This window comes from Streptomyces sp. NBC_00286 (genome assembly GCF_036173125.1).
GTDB lineage: Bacteria > Actinomycetota > Actinomycetes > Streptomycetales > Streptomycetaceae > Streptomyces.
On the sequence record NZ_CP108054.1, the window covers coordinates 5,746,657 to 5,764,077 of the forward strand.

The following is a 17,421-nucleotide window of genomic DNA, read 5'->3' on the forward strand; positions in this document are numbered from 1 at the left end:
GGAGGGGCGACACGCAAGGCTCAGGCATCTCACGTTCGCCATCGGCGTACAGCTGGTGTGGGTATCTGCCTGGCCTGCGGGAACATCGTCTCGCACCATCGGGTTGGAGCAGATGTCGGCGTTCGGCGATTGGGAGGCCAAGGACGGGTGTCGGCAGATGGAATGAGCGGTCCCCGCTTGCGGGACTAAGCTGCGGAAGGACAGGGAGGGGAGCGTCCCCTTACTGCCTGACCGCTCTGAGGAGCGATTAACGATGTTCGAGAGGTTCACCGACCGCGCGCGGCGGGTTGTCGTCCTGGCTCAGGAAGAAGCCCGGATGCTCAACCACAACTACATCGGCACCGAGCACATCCTCCTGGGCCTGATCCACGAGGGTGAGGGTGTCGCCGCTAAGGCCCTGGAGAGCCTCGGGATTTCGCTCGAGGCGGTCCGCCAGCAGGTGGAGGAGATCATCGGGCAGGGGCAGCAGGCCCCGTCCGGGCACATCCCCTTCACCCCCCGTGCCAAGAAGGTCCTGGAGCTGTCGCTCCGCGAGGCCCTTCAGCTGGGCCACAACTACATCGGCACGGAGCACATCCTGCTCGGCCTGATCCGTGAGGGCGAGGGCGTCGCCGCCCAGGTCCTGGTCAAGCTGGGCGCTGATCTCAACCGGGTGCGGCAGCAGGTCATCCAGCTGCTCTCCGGCTACCAGGGCAAGGAGACCGCCGCCGCAGGTGGGCCTGCCGAGGGCACCCCCTCGACGTCCCTGGTCCTCGACCAGTTCGGCCGGAACCTCACCCAGGCCGCTCGTGAGTCCAAGCTCGACCCGGTCATCGGGCGCGAGAAGGAGATCGAGCGGGTCATGCAGGTGCTGTCCCGCCGTACGAAGAACAACCCCGTGCTCATCGGCGAGCCCGGCGTCGGCAAGACCGCCGTCGTCGAGGGCCTGGCGCAGGCCATCGTCAAGGGCGAGGTGCCCGAGACCCTCAAGGACAAGCACCTCTACACCCTGGACCTGGGTGCGCTGGTCGCCGGCTCCCGCTACCGCGGTGACTTCGAGGAGCGCCTGAAGAAGGTGCTCAAGGAGATCCGCACCCGCGGCGACATCATCCTGTTCATCGACGAGCTGCACACGCTGGTCGGTGCGGGTGCCGCCGAGGGCGCCATCGACGCCGCTTCGATCCTGAAGCCGATGCTGGCCCGCGGTGAGCTGCAGACCATCGGTGCCACCACGCTCGACGAGTACCGCAAGCACCTGGAGAAGGACGCCGCGCTCGAGCGCCGCTTCCAGCCCATCCAGGTCGCGGAGCCGTCTCTGCCGCACACCATCGAGATCCTCAAGGGCCTGCGCGACCGGTACGAGGCGCACCACCGCGTCTCGATCACCGACGAGGCCCTCGTCCAGGCCGCGACGCTGGCCGACCGGTACATCTCGGACCGCTTCCTGCCGGACAAGGCGATCGACCTGATCGACGAGGCCGGTTCCCGGATGCGCATCCGCCGGATGACCGCGCCGCCGGACCTCCGCGAGTTCGACGAGAAGATCGCCGGCGTGCGCCGTGACAAGGAGTCCGCGATCGACTCGCAGGACTTCGAGAAGGCCGCCTCTCTCCGCGACAAGGAGAAGCAGCTCCTGGCCGCCAAGGCCAAGCGGGAGAAGGAGTGGAAGGCCGGCGACATGGACGTCGTCGCCGAGGTCGACGGCGAGCTGATCGCCGAGGTCCTCGCGACCGCCACCGGCATCCCGGTCTTCAAGCTGACCGAGGAGGAGTCGAGCCGCCTGCTGCGCATGGAGGACGAGCTCCACAAGCGGGTCATCGGCCAGACGGACGCCGTCAAGGCGCTCTCGAAGGCGATCCGCCGTACGCGTGCCGGTCTGAAGGACCCGAAGCGTCCCGGTGGTTCGTTCATCTTCGCCGGCCCGTCCGGTGTCGGTAAGACCGAGCTGTCCAAGGCGCTCGCCGAGTTCCTCTTCGGTGACGAGGACGCGCTGATCTCCCTCGACATGTCGGAGTTCAGCGAGAAGCACACGGTCTCCCGCCTCTTCGGTTCGCCTCCCGGTTACGTGGGCTACGAAGAGGGCGGTCAGCTCACGGAGAAGGTCCGCCGTAAGCCGTTCTCGGTCGTCCTGTTCGACGAGGTCGAGAAGGCACACCCGGACATCTTCAACTCGCTGCTGCAGATCCTGGAGGACGGTCGGCTGACCGACTCCCAGGGCCGGGTCGTGGACTTCAAGAACACGGTCATCATCATGACGACCAACCTCGGCACGCGGGACATCTCCAAGGGCTTCAACCTGGGCTTCGCGGCCTCGGGCGACAAGAAGTCCAACTACGAGCGCATGAAGAACAAGGTCTCGGACGAGCTCAAGCAGCACTTCCGGCCCGAGTTCCTCAACCGCGTCGACGACGTGGTGGTCTTCCCGCAGCTGACGCAGGAGGACATCCTGCGGATCGTCGACCTGATGATCGGCAAGGTCGACGAGCGCCTCAAGGACCGGGACATGGGCATCGAGCTCTCCCAGTCCGCGAAGGAGCTGCTGGCCAAGAAGGGTTACGACCCCGTGCTCGGCGCGCGTCCGCTGCGTCGCACGATCCAGCGTGAGGTCGAGGACAGCCTGTCGGAGAAGATCCTCTTCGGCGAGCTGCGTCCCGGCCACATCGTGGTCGTCGACACGGAGGGAGAGGGCGAGACCAAGACCTTCACCTTCCGCGGCGAGGAGAAGTCGGCGCTGCCGGACGTCCCGCCGATCGAGCAGGCCGCAGGCGGGGCCGGTCCCAACCTGAGCAAGGAGGCCTGACCCTCCGGGGTTGAGCCGCAGAGAACCGAGAAGGGGGCCGGTGCTTTCACAGCACCGGCCCCCTTCGCATGCCCGATAGCGGGCTGGGGCTACGGGTGGCTTACGACAGCTGGCCGTCGTAGTCCGGCAGCTTGAACGCCTTCTCCGCGTGGCCGCCGGAGAGATCGGTGGGGGTGTTGCCTATGTTCGCGATGATCGTGTAGCCCTTGGCCTCGATCTCGGCGCGCTTGGCGGTCTTGTACTCGGCCTTGTCCCGGAAGAGATCGCCGAAGTTGCGGACGTAGAGGCCGGACACCTTGTAGCCACGGTGCTTGAGGTTGTAGTCGGTCACGGAGCCGATGATGTCCGGGCGCGCGGTCACGAAGAACAGGGCGACGCCGTGGTCCTGGGCGTACTTGGCGACTTCGAGGACGGGCGCGTTCGCCGGCGACGGGTAGCTGAAGCCGAAGTCGGTCTCCAGCGTGGTGTTGTCGATATCGAAGACGATCGCCTGCTTCTCGCCCGGCTTCGTGTTGGCGATCCGCTGCTTGAGGTACGGGAACGCCTCGTTCATGACCGCCTGGCAGTCCTTCTGCCAGGTGTCGTAGTCGACGTCCGCCGCGGCGGCGGCAGCAGTGGTGGTGGCAGCGGCTGGTGCCGCTGCGGGCGCCGCTGCCGGGCTCGCGGCGGCGACCGGGGTCACCAGGGCGGCGGTGACGGCCGTGGCGGCGGCGGTCACGCCGACGAGGCGTCGCTTCCAGCTTCTTCCTGTCATGGGGGGTTCCTCTCGCGTCTGAGTCGCGTCGCGTCGAAGCATTGGGGGGCATTGCGGGTCGACCGACGTACATGGGCCGCGCTGCATCGTCACGGGCGTGTGAGGCCACAGGGAGGCGGTGGCATTACCGGCTGGTAACTGTAGGGTGCCGAAGAGGAGTTGGGCTAGATGTCGGCGCTCGGCTGCGCCGTGGGCAGGGCTACAGCACGCCGTGGTCTTGCCGGACGGTGTGTGTGCCGGGCAGGAGCGCGAGGATGTGCTCCGGGACTTCCGTCGCATCCCGGGCAAGGAGGAAGGAGACAGACTCCAACCCTGGAAAGAAAGCCGGTACGGCCGAGAGGTCTTCGTTTCCGGTGAAATTGTTGAAGTGGAGGTGCCTAATGTCTGGCAGGACGGGCCCTTCGGTCCACGGGACCGCGGTCCAGTTGAGGCGCAATTCCGTCAGCTCCGGTAGCAGCGCGACCTCTTCGTAATCTTCGGGGGTGAGCGGTTGGAGGAGAAGGGCCAGGCTCAGCGTCTTCACTGAGTGCATATGACGCAGTCCGCGCAGTCCGGTGAACCTGAGGGCATTCTTGGTGAATCGCAGATACGTCAGCGGAAGCTCGGGGAGTGCGGCATCGAGGGAATCACCGTGGAGGGGAACGCCGGTGTAGAACTTGCGCAGGGTGGCCGAGGCTGAAAGTGCGGCGAGCGCCCCCGGCTTCTCCAGGCCCGCCATAACGTCCAACGACAGCCATTTCAGCGGCAGCTCGGCCAAGGGTGCCAGGTCGTCCACGTACGGATTGCTGCTGATGTTCAGATAGTCGAGCCTGTGCAGCGGCGAAACGAAGCTCAGGTCACGCAGCTTCTGGTTGGCCTGTAGAACGAGCTGGCGGGTTTCGTCCGGTACGAGCCAGGAACTCAGTTCCGCCGGCTCGATGTTCCCGACGACCTGCACTTGGGCGCGACCGCCGAGGGAATGCAGGGCGCGCAGTTGGGCGGTCGAGTGGACGACGAAGAAGAGCTCGTCCGGCAGCAGGTGGGCGATGACGTCGGACGCGTACTGCTCGGTGTCGAACCGTTTCCAAGCCCAGGAGAGTTGGGCGCGCACCGACAGGGACGTGTGCGTGCGGAAGCGGGCCAGGAACGGGACGGCCGCGTCCGTGCCGATGAGCGAGGCGGTGACCACCACCGCTCTGGCCTCCGCGTCGGACAGGCCCTCCGGACCGGGCAGCAGCTCCAGGACGAGCGGGCCCACCGCGGCCAGCTCCCGGGCTTCCTCCGTCGTACGTGGTGGGAGCAGCATGGCCGCCTGTTCCTCCACGTCGGCCCGGACCTGCGGGTCGAGTTCGGTGGCGTGTTCGAGGCAGGCGAGGGCGAGGATGCGGATGCGGGTGACCACGGGGCCCTCGACGTGATGAACGGACAAGAGCAAGTCGCGCAGGAACCCGGCCCGTTCACGAGGCCGTGCATGGGCCACCGCCATCCTGATCACGTCCGACCACTGGGAGTCGGACGCGTTGCGGACCAGGAGTCCGAAGTCGCCGTCCTCCACGGCCGCCTTCGCGCCGAGGTAGTCCTGGAAGGTGCGGTGGACGAACTCGACGGTGCCCAGGGCCGGTTCGCGCAGCAGTCCGCTGCGTATGAGGAGGTGGCGGTAGATCGCGGGGGCGTCGCCCTGGCTCGCCACGGCCGGCAGGGACGGGAGGGCGTCGGCGATGATGCGTTCGGCGCGTTCGCGGTCCATTTCCAGGCGGTTGTTGCGGATCAGCCAGTAGGCGAGGCGCTGGAGGAGCTGGATCTGGGGGAGTTCGGTGAGCTGGATGCCGTCGCGCGGATCCCGGGGCAGCATGTCGCGCTCCTGGTCGCGGCGTGCGAGGAGCATGGAGAGGGCGGCGTCGTACAACTCCTGCCGCCCGTGCGGGAGATAGCCGCGCCGGTCGCGGTGCAGGGCGCAGATCAGGCCGCACATCAGGGGGTTGGTGGCGAGTTTGCCCAGGTCCGGCTTGGTGCGTACGGCCTCCAGGAGCGAGGTCTCGTACGCGGTGAGGCGTTCCGGGTCGGGGGCGTCGATACGGGCCGCCGTATGCCAGCGTTCGATGAACGCGGCCACGTCCGTGCTGCTCATCGGCGCGAGGGCCAGTTCGGTGAAGCCGTCCGCGGCGAGCCAGTCCTCGCGTACGGCCGAGGGGCGCGAGGTGACCAGCCACTGGTTGCCCGGGTAGGCGTCGAGGAGGTCGCGCAGCCAGCGGCGGGTGCGCTCGCGGTCGGGCTCCGGGATCTCGTCGAGGCCGTCGACGAGCAGCAGCCCGCGACCCGCCGTGAGCACCCGGTCCGGCCAGCCGTTAGGTGCCGCGCCGTGGAGGGGAACGCGGGCGGCGGCCAGGAAGTCGGCGGGCGCGGGCAGTCCGTCGGCGCGGCGGACGAGCGTACGCAGCGGCAGTACGAAGGGGACGCGGTCCTCGCGCTCACCCCGCGCCGCCGTCACGGCGAGCCACTGCACCAGCGTCGTCTTGCCTGAGCCCGCCACGCCGCGCAGCAGGACCAGGTCGTGGTCGGCGAAAGCCTCCTCGGCGGGGAGCGGGCTGCCGGTCGCGGCGATATAGCCGCCGCCCTCCGGCTCCTGGTCGTCGGTGGGGCGCAGGGCCTGGAGGGTGAGGTAGGCGGCGTCGAGGGGCCAGCGGTCGGGAGAATTGGCCAAGTCGATCCCGTAGATGGTGAGTTGACTGTGCCTGGTCGCTACGTACGAGAGGTAGCGGTGCTCGAAGGATGCGTCCGCACTGCCCGGGAGCGGGTTTCGGGCAATCAACTCGTCCATTTTCGCCAGGAGTTCGGCCTGGCGGCGGGTCTGCTCGACGAGGGTGCGGGGTACGAAGGCGGACCGTTGCGTGAAGAAGTGCAGGATGTGCAGGCAGGCCGTGTCGAGGAGCCGCTCGTAGAACAGCGCCGAGTCGAAGGCGAGGTCGCGATCGGGGTTCCCGGCGGCCTGGCGCAGGCGGAGGGCGAGGTCCGTGTGGCCGAGTTCCACGGCCTGTACGTCCGTCATGGTGAGGTCGCCGAGGGCGTGGAGGGTGCCGGCCAGGGCGTGGACCACGGCCTGTTCCTCGTCGGCGGGGAGAGGGCGCTCGCCGCTCTTCAACGCGCGTTTGACCAGCTCGGCGGCGACTTTGGTGACGTCCTTCTCGGTCAGGGACCGTTTCTCGCCGGCGAAGGAGACGTACGCCGAGATGCGTACGGGCTGGTCGACCAGGGCCGCTCCCGGGCCCTCCGTCACGAACAGTTTCCTGACGAGCGGGCTGATCACGCTCGACGCCAACCGGACGCCTACGGACGCTGGTTCCATGTCGCTCCCCCGAGGGCATGGCAGGTGGGTGATCAGCGTAACTGGTAAACCCATTGGCCCTTCAAGCTCGCTCGCGGGAGGATCCGCGATGTCCAGACCTGCCAACAGAGGGAGCCGTGATGGGCGCCGACGAACCCGAAGTCCGTACGACAGCAGGGGTGTTGCGAGGGGAGCAAGAGGCGGGCCTTGCGGTGTTCCGCGGAATTCCCTTCGCTCAGCCGCCCGTCGGTGCGCTGCGATTCGGGGCGCCCCAGGCCGTGCGGGGCTGGGACGGCGTACGGAAGGCCGTGGCGTACGGGCCGCCGCCTCCGCAGGCCTCGGCGTTCGGGATGGACGCGCTGAACCAGGGCACGGGTGACGACTGGCTGACGCTCAACGTGTGGACGCCCGACCCGGGTTCGGGCGCCGGGCTGCCGGTGATGGTGTGGCTGTACGGGGGCGCGTACAGCATCGGGATGTCCAGTCTGCCCGAGTACGACGGCGGGCGGCTGGCGCGCCAGGGCGTGGTCGTCGTGACGCTCAACTACCGGGTGGGGATAGAGGGGTTCGGGCTCATCGAGGGGGCACCGGCCAATCGTGGGCTGCTCGACCAGGTCGCCGCGCTGGAGTGGGTGCGCGAGAACATCCGGGCGTTCGGCGGCGATCCGGACCAGGTCACTGTGTTCGGCGAGTCGGCTGGGGCCGGGTCGGTGGCCGCGCTGCTGGCGATGCCGCGCGCGGCCGGGCTGTTCCGGCGGGCCGTCGCGCAGAGTGTGCCCGGTACGTTCTTCTCCGCCGAGCTCGCGGCTGACTTCGCCCGCGCTTTCGCCGATGAGTTGGGTCTACGGCCGACCGCCGCCGACTTCGGCACGGTGGCGCCAAGTCGGCTGCCCGCGGCGGGAGATGCGGTGGGTGCTGCCATGCGTGGGTCCCTGAAGCGGTGGGGGGCGGTGGCGCATACGTCCGTCCCGCTCGCGCCGGTCGTCGACGGAGAGGTTCTGCCGGTCGATCCGTGGCAGGCGCTTGCCTCCGGGGCCGGGCGGGAGATCGAACTCGTCGTCGGGCACACGCGAGACGAGTTCCGCCTCTTCATGGCGCTCGGCGGCATGCTCGGTGAGGTGACGGAGGAGCGGGCGGCCGTGGCGCTGGAGGTGTTCGCTCCCGGCAGGGAGGACGCGTACCGCGCCGCGTTCCCGGACGCCGGCCCCGAGGAGCTGTACGAACTCGTCAACTCCGACTGGCTGTTCCGTATGCCGTCGCTACGGCTGGCCGAGGCGCAGATCGGCGGAGGCGGTCGTGCGCACTTCTACGAGCTGACATGGTCCGCTCCGGGTATGGGCGGAGGGCTGGGCGCCTGCCATGGGCTCGATGTGCCGCTGGTGTTCGGCACCTTGGACGGGGGGCTGCCCGCGATGCTGCTCGGCGAGACACCACCTCCGGAGGCGGAGGAGCTGTCCGCGCGCTTCCGCTCCGCGTGGACGGGGTTCGCGTCGGGCGACGGGCCCGGCTGGCCCGCGTATGACCTGGAACAGCGGCTCGTCCAGGTCTTCGACACGAGTCCGGCGGTGGCGGCGTATCCGGAGGAGGCGTCGCGGGAGATTTGGCGGGGGCATGTGTTCGGGGCGTTGCCCCTGGTGGGTCAGTCGCTTGGTGGGTCAGTCGCTGGTGGGTGAATCGCTGGCGGTAGTGCCGGTTGGGGGTTAGTCCGGGAGCAACTCGTGCTGTCGGCACCACTCTTCGATGTTGTGGCCGCTGCCTTCGACGGCCGCTCGCCAGTGTCCGTCGGCGGTGATCGCCTCCTGGAGCGAGAGGTGGATCGAGAAGACGCGGTCGAGTCCGGTGATCCGGAAGATGCGGACGATACGGTCGCTGTCGATCACGAGCCGGAGTGAGCCCTCGTGGGTCCGCAGCCGTTTGAGGCTGCCCACGAGGGCGCCCAGGCCGGTGGAGTCGAGGAAGTCCACGTTCCGCATGTCCGCGATGACGTGGACGACGTCCTTGTCGAGGAGATCGATGATGCCCTCGCGCAGCGTCGGAGCCGTATAGACGTCGATCTCGCCGGCGACCTGGAGGACGGCGCAATTGCCGCCTGCGGGGATGGAGTTCAGGTTTAAGTCGCGCACGTCGGTCTCCTGTGTCGGCGTTGGATCGTCATGAGCTGGCACTGTGTTGTCATTGTGTGGAGTGACAACGAGTTGCGTGTGACTACGGTAGGTCGGTCGGCAAGGCTTGTCAACGGGGGACTTTCGCTGTCATCATGGAGAATGACGTAGCGGAGTGTGGAGGATGACGCGAGGAGAGGGAGTACGGGTGCGGGTCGAAGAGGCCATCGGAAAGCAGATCGCGCGCTTCAGGGAAGCCCGACGGCTGTCGCTGACGGAACTGGGCGAGGCGATGGGCCAGTACCTCGACCGCCCCTGGAGCCGCCAGGCCGTCCACCAGGCCGAACGGGGCCGCCGCGCCTTCACCGCAGCCGAACTGACCGCCATCGCCCTGGCCCTGGACACCTCGGTCCCCGCACTGTTCCTCACGGAAGCGGAACAGATCGAACTGCCGGGCCGCACCATCTCGCCCGAGGAGTACCGAGGGATCCTCCTGTACGCGGGCAAGGACGCCCCCTTGGACGGGGTCGACGAGCTGCTCGTGGCCCTGCACGACATCGGGGAGGTCCTGTCGAGGCCGACGCTGGCGCGGCTGGCGAAGATCGGGGCGGTGGCGGAGCAGGTGGCGGGGCCGGGGGTGTCCGGGCGGCCGGGTGAAGCGAGGCCGTGATGTGGCCCCGTGGCAATTGTCCAACGAGCTGTTGGATAATCGGCTCCGGCGCCGGGTGTGGGCCATCCAGGCACGCTCATGACTGTACGGAGTCGATCGCGTCCTGGACGACGCGACTCAAGTCGTCTTCAGATGGGACGAGTTCGCGCTCTCCTGGAGGGAGCGTTGAGTAGGACGTCGCGGCCAGAGGGCGGTTGCTGCCGTCCAGAGCGATCTGCACGGCGGCCTTGTCGTGGTCGGCTGCCACGAGGAACCCGATCGTCTTGTCGTCGAGTTTCGGATCGCGTACGAGCTGGTCGACCACACCCACGTAGAAGTTGAGCTTGCCGACGTGTTCGGGGCGGGCCTCTTTCGTCTTGAGTTCAAAGACGAAGTAGCGGCGTAGCTTGAGGTGGTAGAAGAGCAGGTCGATTCGGTATTCGTTGCTGCCGATGGTGACCGGGTACTGGCGGCCGACGAAGGCGAAACCCACGCCGAGTTCGGTCAGGAAGCGGACCATGTTGGCCACGATTGCCTCTTCGAGTTCACGCTCGACGCGATCCTTGTCGAGGCCCAGGAAGTCGAGGCGGTACGGGTCTCGGGCCAAGTCTTTGAGTGTCGCCGAGCCCTCTGGGACGGTCACCTCGAAGTTGGTGGCGGCTGAGCCCTGGGTGAGGTGCAGGTCCTGGTGGATGAAGCGGCTGAGGAGGTCTCGGGACCAGCCGTTGCGGACGGCTTCGGTGACGTAGAAGTCCAGTTCAGCCTGGGTGTCGAGCCTGTCCAGCATGAGCATGATGTGACCCCACGGCAATTGTGCAGCAGGCTGCTGCACAATTGGCTCCGGCCAGACGCGGGCCATCTTGTGCATGTACATCAGGCTCCGGCGGGAGAAGCCGCGCTGGTTCGGGAAGGCCGTTTTCAGGTCCGCGGCGAGCCGGCCCACGACCTTGGTGCCCCAGCCCTCCTGCTCCTGACGGGCCAGGATGAGCTTGCCGATCTGCCAGTACATCTGGACCAGTTCGGTGTTCACGGCCCGCTGTGCGCGGAGGCGTGCGCCCGCGACGGTTTCCTTGACCTCACCCAAGAGGTCGCCGTACCAGGAGGGCAGGGTGCCCTGCTGAGCGGGGAGGCTGGGCTTGGCCTCGACGTTCTCGTGCATGAGGTGAGGCTCGCGCACGGTGATCGTTACGCGGGGGCGAACCGTTTCATGTCACCCGAACGTGTTGGGTTGGTGCAAGTGTTCGCATGAGGGCGGCCAGGCCGGTGGGGGGGCGTAGAGGCGGTTGGCGCCGCCGGCTTCGCTGAATGATGACCGCGGGCAGTCGTAGGCATCGATGGGAACCCGCGCAGTGCGCCAAGGCGTGGTGCGCGATGCGACGCCGACCCCCGTCGTCACCCTGTCACGCGACCGGTGGTGGCGGCGCGGTGACCGACCGGGAACGGTGGTGCGCCGACCGGGTTCGCTGCCACGGCGACCTCGCCTGGCTGCGGCAGCTGCGGCTGGACCTCGGCGGGCGCTACTTCAGCCCGGCTGAACGCCGACCACCGTGCCCCGAGCGCGTAGTGCGCGTCACATCCCAAGGCCTCTGGATCTTGCTCTCCGGTGACATGACGCACAGGCGATTTGTCCGGTACTAGGGCGAGTAGTGGTGGAGCAGTGCGGGGCAAAACGGACCTTTGGGTCGGTGGGTGTAGTGCGGTCTCGGAGGCGGTCGGGTCTGGCTTGGAGGGGTGGGGTCAGGGGGTAAGCGGAAGGCTGTGAAGTGGGGTTAAACCAGACTTCCAGGAGGAAACGCGGAGGTTCCAATACGGGTCGGCGCTCGTGTCAAGAAGGAGGAAGTTTCAGCGTCAAGTACGACTTCAAGTCGTAGATGGGTGCTTTGTGGGACATCGGCATCACGGGTTACCAAGGGACGCCTCGCCCGGCGCATCGACAGCGCGTCGGGTGTGTTCATGCCCGTCACCCGGAGGTAGTCCCCATGTCGCTGCGCATCACCAAGTCCCACGTTCTCGGTACGTCCCCGCTCCGTGCCCGGGCGGCTGTCCTGGCCGCCGGGCTGGGGGTGTCGGTCGCGCTGGGGACCGGGGTCGCGGTCGCCGCCGGTGGTGCGGCGAGCGCTGAGGCGGTGCCGGCTGCTGCTGCTCAGAAGGCCGCCGTCAAGAAGGCGGCGAAGCCGTCCTGGGTCGACCCGGTCAAGAAGTACAAGCTCTCCGCCAGCTACGCCCAGGCCGGCAACATGTGGAACTCCACCCACTCCGGCCAGGACTTCGCCGTCCCCTCCGGCTCCAAGGTCTTCGCCACGCATGGCGGCACCGTCGTCAAGGCGGGCGGCAACGGCGCCGGTGACGGGCCCGCGTACGGCAACGCCGTCGTCATCAAGCACGGCAACGGGACCTACTCCCAGTACGCCCACCTGTCGCGTGTCCAGGTGAAGGCCGGCCAGATCGTCGGCACCGGTCAGCAGATCGCGCTCTCCGGCAACACCGGCAACTCCAGCGGTCCGCACCTGCACTTCGAGATCCGTACGTCCCCCAACTACGGCTCCGCGATAGACCCCGTACGCTTCCTGCGCACCAAGGGCGTAACCCTCTAAGGGTCTGAAGGGGCGTTCAGGTCCCTTCAGCTTCGTGGGTCCGGGTGATCAGCTCGGTGGCGACCTCCAGGACGGCCTTGCGCTTCTCCTCGGGGTCGCCTTCGAGGTCCCTGAGGGTGAACAGTCCGGCGTGGATGGAGAACAGGGCGGTGACGCAGCGGACCTGGTCGGTCATCGTGGCGTCCGGCTCTCTGAGCAGGTCCACCATGCGGAGCATGCGTTCCTTGAAGTCCTCGCCGGAGCGCAGTTCGCGTACGGCCGCCTGGTTCTCCTGCATGAAACGGAAGAGCGGGGCCGCTTCGGTGAGGGCCTCGCTGTAGCGGTTGAGGATCTCGCGCTTCGTCTCGAGGGTGCGCGGCTGCTGCTTGCCCCACTCGATCAGCTCGTCCATCGGCTTCGTCAGGTCCTGGAAGAGGCTGATCAGGATGTCTTCCTTGGACTTGAAGTGGTAGTAGAGCGCCGCCTTCGTGACGTTCAGCCGCTCCGCGATCTCGCGCAGGGACGTCTTCTCGTAGCCCTGCTCGGCGAAGAGTTCGAGGGCCACGTCCTGGATGCGCTGGCGGGTGTGTCCGCGTTGCTGCCTGCTGGCGCCCATCGTGGCTGCTCCTCGGGGTTCGTGGTGGGTAAAGAAAAACTTACTTGACGCCCGGCTAGTTCCGCACCTACGTTCCGAGTGTAGTCAACTTGCCGGGCGGCAAGTTAGTGGCGGGGCGGGCATCAGGGAGTGGGGACCATGGCGGACACCGAGGCAGTGGTGGACAGCGAGGGCAAGCAACCCCGGAGCGTACGGGTCGTGCTGCTCGCGCTGATGATCGCGATGCTGCTCGCGATGCTCGACAACATGATCATCGGGACCGCCATGCCGACGATCGTCGGCGAACTCGGCGGACTCGAGCATCTGTCGTGGGTCGTCACCGCGTACACGCTCGCGACCGCCGCCTCCACCCCGATCTGGGGCAAGCTCGGCGACATGTACGGGCGCAAGGGCATCTTCATGACCTCGATCGTGCTCTTTCTGATCGGGTCGGCCCTGAGCGGAATGGCCCAGGACATGATGCAGTTGATCGCGTTCCGGGCCGTTCAGGGGCTCGGTGCCGGTGGTCTGATGGTCGGCGTCATGGCGATCATCGGTGATCTGATACCGCCCCGCGAGCGCGGCAAGTACCAGGGCATGATGGCCGGCGTGATGGCGCTCGCCATGATCGGCGGGCCGCTCGTCGGCGGCACCATCACCGACCACTGGGGCTGGCGCTGGTCCTTCTACATCAACCTGCCGCTCGGCGCCGTGGCGCTCCTCGCCATCAGCGCCGTACTGCATCTGCCGAAGAAGCGGGCGCAGGCGCGGATCGACTATCTGGGGGCCGGGCTGCTGGCCGTGGGTATCACCGCGATCGTGCTGGTCACCACGTGGGGTGGCAGCGAGTACGCCTGGGGCTCCGCCGTGATCATGGAGCTGATCGCGATCGGGGTCGCCGCGCTGGTGGGCTTCGTGTTCGTGCAGACCAAGGCCGCCGAGCCGGTGATGCCGCTGCACATCTTCCGCAGCCGTAACTTCTCGCTGATGTCGGTGATCGGCTTCATCGTCGGCTTCGTGATGTTCGGCGCGACGCTGTTCCTGCCGCTGTACCAGCAGTCCGTGCAGGGGGCGTCCGCGACGAACTCCGGGCTGCTGTTGCTGCCGATGCTCGGGGCGATGCTCGTCGTGTCGATGATCGCGGGGCGGGTGACCACGAACACGGGGCGGTACAAGGTGTTTCCGGTCGTGGGCAGTGGGCTGATGGTCGTCGGGCTGTTTCTGCTCGCGCAGATGGACACGGATACGTCGCGGGTCACGTCCGGTCTGTATATGGCGGTCCTCGGCGCGGGCATGGGGTGTCTGATGCAGATCACCATGCTGGTGTCGCAGAACAGCGTCGAGATGAAGGACATGGGTGTCGCGTCCTCGTCCACGACCCTGTTCCGTACGCTCGGGGCGTCCTTCGGGGTCGCGATCATGGGGGCGCTGTTCAACAGCCGGGTCCAGGATGTGATGGCCGAGCGGGGCGGGGCGGCGGGGTCCGCCGCTACCTCGCAGTCGGCGCAGTTGGATGCGGCGGGTATGGCGAGGCTGCCGGAGGCGGCGCGGGACGCGTATCAGCATGCGGTGTCGTCCGGTACGCACTCGGCGTTCTTGTTGGGCGCGGTTGTGGCTGTTGTCGCTCTGGTGGCGGCGGTGTTTGTGAAGGAGGTGCCGCTGAAGGGGGCGGCGGCGCCGGAGGCGGGGGAGGGCGCGGGGGATGACGGGGTGGGGGCGAAGGGGGCGTCGGTGGCGGGGGCCGTGTGAGTTCGCCCCCGCCGCCCTTACCCGTCCCATACCAAGGGGCTCCGCCCCTGGACCCCGCTCGGGGCTTCGCCCCGGACCCCATCGGCCTGAACGGCCTCGTCCTCAAACTCCCCCAGCTACCTCCCCCAGCTACCGCTGGGGGTGCCCCCAGAGGTGCCCCCAGCGGTGCCCCCAGACGGGCTGATTGATGCGGGCCTGCGCTGACAAGGTTCGGCCGCGCCAGATCAGCCGTCGGCGATGGCCGCGCAGGTTCAGCCCTTCGGCGAACGCCGCGCAAAATCAGCCCCTTGGGGGTCCCCCCCAGCGGTAGCTGGGGGAGTTTGAGGAGCGGGGGTCCGGGGGCTGGCCCCCGAAACGGGGTCCGGGGCGAAGCCCCGAAAGGGGGCCTGGGGGCGCAGCCCCCAGCGGGGTCCCAAGGGCGGAGCCCCTGGGTATGGGACGGGTAAGGGTGGCGGGGGCGGAACACGCGCGGCGGAGCGTTGTCAGTGGCGCGTGCCACCATCGACGGCATGGACAAGATGCGGCAGCTGCGGCTGGCCAAGGATGCGATGGATCGGGACTGGGCGGAGCCCGGGCTCGACCTCGATGCCGTGGCCGCGCACGCCGGGTACTCGCGGTATCACTTCATACGCGCCTTCAAGGAGGCGTATGGGGAGACGCCCGGGCAGTACCTGACGCACCGCCGCATCGAACGGGCCGAGGACCTGCTGCGCACCGCGGACCTGTCGGTGACGGAGATCTGCCACCTCGTCGGCTTCAGCAGCCTCGGTACGTTCTCGGCCCGTTTCAAGGCGCTGACCGGACTGACGCCCAGCGAATACCGGGTCAAGCACGGGGGACGCGGAACCGCCCTCATACCGGGGTGCTACGTCATGCACTGGGCCGGCGGCTTCAGATCGGCTCCTGCCGGCGCAGAGCCCAGTGCCCAGCCCCATGCACAGCGCAATTCTGGAGAAGCGGGCTGACTGCGCCACTGCCTACCGTGACATGACAAGCACGAACCGCAGCCTTCGCGGCCCGGCAGTCCGCATCTCACCAGTCCCAGGAGCACGTCATGATCAAAGGTCTCGCCATCTCGACCGTCTGGGTCCTTGACCAGGACCGGGCGAAGAAGTTCTACACGGAGAAGCTCGGCCTCGAGGTCCGTACGGACATGACGATGGGTGAGGGCGGCATGCGCTGGCTCACCGTCGGTTTCCCGGATCAGCCCGGCGTCGAGCTCACGCTGATGGTGCCGAACGGGCCAGGGATGGACCCCGAGTCCGCCGAGATGATCAAGAAGCTTGTCGCCAAGGGCGCCCTCGGCGCGGGCGTGCTGACCACCGACGACATCCACGGCGACTACAAGAGGCTCAAGGACCGCGGCGTGGAGTTTCTCCAGGAACCCCAGGAGCGGCCGTACGGCACAGAGGCGCTGTTCCGCGACGACTCCGGGAACTGGTTCTCGTTCACCCAGCCCCGCGAGGGAGGTCTCGACCTGGACAAGGACTGGTCCTGCTGAAGCCCCGGGGGCGCCGCACCGGCGCCCTACTCCGGCAGCATCGGATAGCTCCCCGTATTCGTCGGTGCGTGCTCCGGCAGCCACAGCACCGCCACCGCGCCCTCCGCGGGCATGTCCTCCGGCATACCCACGGGACGTACGTTGCGGAAGGTGAGCCGCGCGCCGAGTACGCGGGCCTGGCCTGCCGCGATGGTCAGGCCGAGGCCGTGGCCGTGGCCCGCCCGGTCCTTGCTCCCGGTGCGGAAGCGGCTCGGCCCGTCGGCGAGCAATTCCTCGGGGAAGCCCGGCCCATGGTCGCGTACGCGGATGACCCGGCCCTCCACCGTGACCTCGATGGGCGGTCGGCCGTGCTTGGCCGCGTTGACCAGCAGGTTGATGAGGACGCGCTCCAGACGGCGCGGGTCGGTGATGACCTGCGACTCGTGTACGACCCGTACCTTGATGTCCGCGTCCCGCGCCGCCACCCGCCGGGCCACGAACTCGCCGAGCGCGATCTCCTGCAACTCGGCCCGCTCGGAGGCGCTGTCCAGCCGCGCCACCTCCAGGACGTCCTCGACGAGCGTACGCATCGCCTGCGCCCGGTCCCGTACGAGCTCCGTCGGCCGGCCCGGCGGCAGCAGCTCGGCCGCCGTGAGCAGCCCGGTCACCGGCGTACGCAGCTCGTGCGCGATATCGGCGGTCACCCGGCGCTCGGCCTCGATGCGCTGGCTGAGCGCGTCCGCCATCGCGTCCACCGCCCGCGCGAGGTCATCGGTCTCGTCGCGTACGACGCCGCCGATGGCGTCCCGCACTCGTACATCCGTCTCGCCCCGCGCGACCTGCCGGGCCGCCGTGGCCGCCTTGCGCAGCCGCCGCGAGAGTTGGCCGCCGATGAGGACGCCGAGCGCGCAGCCGCCGAAGACGACCGCGATCGAACCGATGAGCAGCGCCTTGTCGAGGTCGTCAAGGACGGTGGCGCTGCGGTCGGCCATGTGCGTCGACATGATCCGGCCGTCCTTGAGCGGTACGGCGGCCCAGATGTCGGGCGCCCCGCCGGGGCTCTCCGCCACGTACGTCGCTCGTCGGCCCGCCGCGGCCTTGGCCAGCAGGTCCTTCGGCAGGTCCGGATCGTCGATCTTGATTCCGGGGAAGTTGGCCCGCCCGGACGTCTCGTAGTTCCGCTGCGCGATCTGTACGCGTGTGTCCGCCAGGTCGCGGGCGTTGGAGAGCACCGAGTACCGGGCGGCGTTGTGCACGACCACGCTCAGAGTGACGGCCATCAACGCCCCGACCAGGGCGATCGCCGCGCTGAACTTCCACCTGAGACCCGTACGCAACATCGGTCGTCGCGTGAACCTCCGACGGCGTCCCGGACTGCGGTCTTCCGGACTGCGGTCTTCCCGATTGCCGCTCGGATTCCCGCCCTGAACGGTGTCCGG

Annotated in this window: 12 protein-coding genes and 1 pseudogene; 7 read left to right on the top strand and 6 right to left on the bottom strand. The window is 68.1% G+C overall.

Going from position 1 to position 17,421, the window contains the following annotated elements:
* Positions 1–253: 253 nt before the first annotated feature.
* Positions 254–2,779: an ATP-dependent Clp protease ATP-binding subunit gene (locus OHT21_RS26515; RefSeq protein WP_328770820.1), complete on the top strand. Its 2,526-nt coding sequence runs from the start codon at positions 254–256 to the stop codon at positions 2,777–2,779.
* A 100-nt stretch (positions 2,780–2,879) separates the two neighbouring features.
* Here OHT21_RS26515 and OHT21_RS26520 read toward each other — a convergent pair whose 3' ends face one another.
* A complete protein-coding gene (locus OHT21_RS26520) occupies positions 2,880–3,533 on the bottom strand; it encodes an HAD family acid phosphatase (RefSeq protein WP_328770821.1) in 654 nt (217 codons plus the stop codon).
* 199 nt (positions 3,534–3,732) lie between these two features.
* Positions 3,733–6,855, bottom strand: coding sequence for an NACHT domain-containing protein (locus OHT21_RS26525; protein ID WP_328770822.1), 3,123 nt, complete (start codon positions 6,853–6,855; stop codon positions 3,733–3,735).
* A 119-nt stretch (positions 6,856–6,974) separates the two neighbouring features.
* Here OHT21_RS26525 and OHT21_RS26530 point away from each other — a divergent pair, with 119 nt between their 5' ends.
* Complete coding sequence (locus OHT21_RS26530) at positions 6,975–8,507, top strand: carboxylesterase/lipase family protein (protein ID WP_328770823.1); 1,533 nt, start codon at positions 6,975–6,977, stop codon at positions 8,505–8,507.
* A gap of 111 nt (positions 8,508–8,618) precedes the next feature.
* Here OHT21_RS26530 and OHT21_RS26535 read toward each other — a convergent pair.
* A pseudogene (locus OHT21_RS26535) lies at positions 8,619–8,957 on the bottom strand (STAS domain-containing protein); the annotation flags it as partial.
* Between the two features lie 163 nt (positions 8,958–9,120).
* Here OHT21_RS26535 and OHT21_RS26540 point away from each other — a divergent pair.
* Entirely contained in the window at positions 9,121–9,606 is a 486-nt protein-coding gene (locus OHT21_RS26540) for a helix-turn-helix domain-containing protein (RefSeq protein WP_328770824.1), read from the top strand.
* A gap of 76 nt (positions 9,607–9,682) precedes the next feature.
* Here OHT21_RS26540 and OHT21_RS26545 read toward each other — a convergent pair whose 3' ends face one another.
* Complete coding sequence (locus tag OHT21_RS26545) at positions 9,683–10,744, bottom strand: PDDEXK nuclease domain-containing protein (protein ID WP_328770825.1); 1,062 nt, start codon at positions 10,742–10,744, stop codon at positions 9,683–9,685.
* 820 nt (positions 10,745–11,564) lie between these two features.
* On the opposite strand from OHT21_RS26545, the gene OHT21_RS26550 reads away from it, so the two are divergent.
* Complete coding sequence (locus OHT21_RS26550; RefSeq protein ID WP_328770826.1) at positions 11,565–12,179, top strand: M23 family metallopeptidase; 615 nt, start codon at positions 11,565–11,567, stop codon at positions 12,177–12,179.
* 16 nt (positions 12,180–12,195) lie between these two features.
* On the opposite strand, the gene OHT21_RS26555 is transcribed toward OHT21_RS26550, so the two are convergent.
* The gene (locus tag OHT21_RS26555) at positions 12,196–12,774 is read right to left on the bottom strand and encodes a TetR/AcrR family transcriptional regulator (protein WP_328770827.1); all 579 of its coding nucleotides are present in this window, start codon (positions 12,772–12,774) and stop codon (positions 12,196–12,198) included.
* 138 nt (positions 12,775–12,912) lie between these two features.
* Between OHT21_RS26555 and OHT21_RS26560 the strand changes: the two genes are divergently transcribed.
* From OHT21_RS26560 to OHT21_RS26570, 3 genes are all read left to right on the top strand, one after another.
* Positions 12,913–14,502, top strand: a complete 1,590-nt coding sequence (locus tag OHT21_RS26560) for an MDR family MFS transporter (protein ID WP_328770828.1) — start codon at positions 12,913–12,915, stop codon at positions 14,500–14,502.
* Positions 14,503–15,020: 518 nt separating this feature from the next.
* Positions 15,021–15,467, top strand: a complete 447-nt coding sequence (locus OHT21_RS26565; protein ID WP_328774235.1) for a helix-turn-helix transcriptional regulator — start codon at positions 15,021–15,023, stop codon at positions 15,465–15,467.
* Positions 15,468–15,556: 89 nt separating this feature from the next.
* A complete protein-coding gene (locus OHT21_RS26570) occupies positions 15,557–16,003 on the top strand; it encodes a VOC family protein (RefSeq protein ID WP_328770829.1) in 447 nt (148 codons plus the stop codon).
* A gap of 26 nt (positions 16,004–16,029) precedes the next feature.
* Here the strand turns inward: OHT21_RS26570 and cseC are convergent, their stop codons facing one another.
* Positions 16,030–17,322, bottom strand: a complete 1,293-nt coding sequence (gene cseC, locus OHT21_RS26575) for a two-component system sensor histidine kinase CseC (RefSeq protein WP_328770830.1) — start codon at positions 17,320–17,322, stop codon at positions 16,030–16,032.
* Between the last annotated feature and the right edge of the window lie 99 nt (positions 17,323–17,421).

Coding starts and splice junctions, on each gene's coding strand:
- OHT21_RS26515 (WP_328770820.1), top strand. CDS start 254: ATGTTCGAGAGGTTCACCGACCGCGCGCGGCGGGTTGTCGTCCTGGCT.
- OHT21_RS26520 (WP_328770821.1), bottom strand. CDS start 3,533: ATGACAGGAAGAAGCTGGAAGCGACGCCTCGTCGGCGTGACCGCCGCC.
- OHT21_RS26525 (WP_328770822.1), bottom strand. CDS start 6,855: ATGGAACCAGCGTCCGTAGGCGTCCGGTTGGCGTCGAGCGTGATCAGC.
- OHT21_RS26530 (WP_328770823.1), top strand. CDS start 6,975: ATGGGCGCCGACGAACCCGAAGTCCGTACGACAGCAGGGGTGTTGCGA.
- OHT21_RS26540 (WP_328770824.1), top strand. CDS start 9,121: ATGACGCGAGGAGAGGGAGTACGGGTGCGGGTCGAAGAGGCCATCGGA.
- OHT21_RS26545 (WP_328770825.1), bottom strand. CDS start 10,744: ATGCACGAGAACGTCGAGGCCAAGCCCAGCCTCCCCGCTCAGCAGGGC.
- OHT21_RS26550 (WP_328770826.1), top strand. CDS start 11,565: ATGTCGCTGCGCATCACCAAGTCCCACGTTCTCGGTACGTCCCCGCTC.
- OHT21_RS26555 (WP_328770827.1), bottom strand. CDS start 12,774: ATGGGCGCCAGCAGGCAGCAACGCGGACACACCCGCCAGCGCATCCAG.
- OHT21_RS26560 (WP_328770828.1), top strand. CDS start 12,913: ATGGCGGACACCGAGGCAGTGGTGGACAGCGAGGGCAAGCAACCCCGG.
- OHT21_RS26565 (WP_328774235.1), top strand. CDS start 15,021: ATGCGGCAGCTGCGGCTGGCCAAGGATGCGATGGATCGGGACTGGGCG.
- OHT21_RS26570 (WP_328770829.1), top strand. CDS start 15,557: ATGATCAAAGGTCTCGCCATCTCGACCGTCTGGGTCCTTGACCAGGAC.
- cseC (WP_328770830.1), bottom strand. CDS start 17,322: ATGTTGCGTACGGGTCTCAGGTGGAAGTTCAGCGCGGCGATCGCCCTG.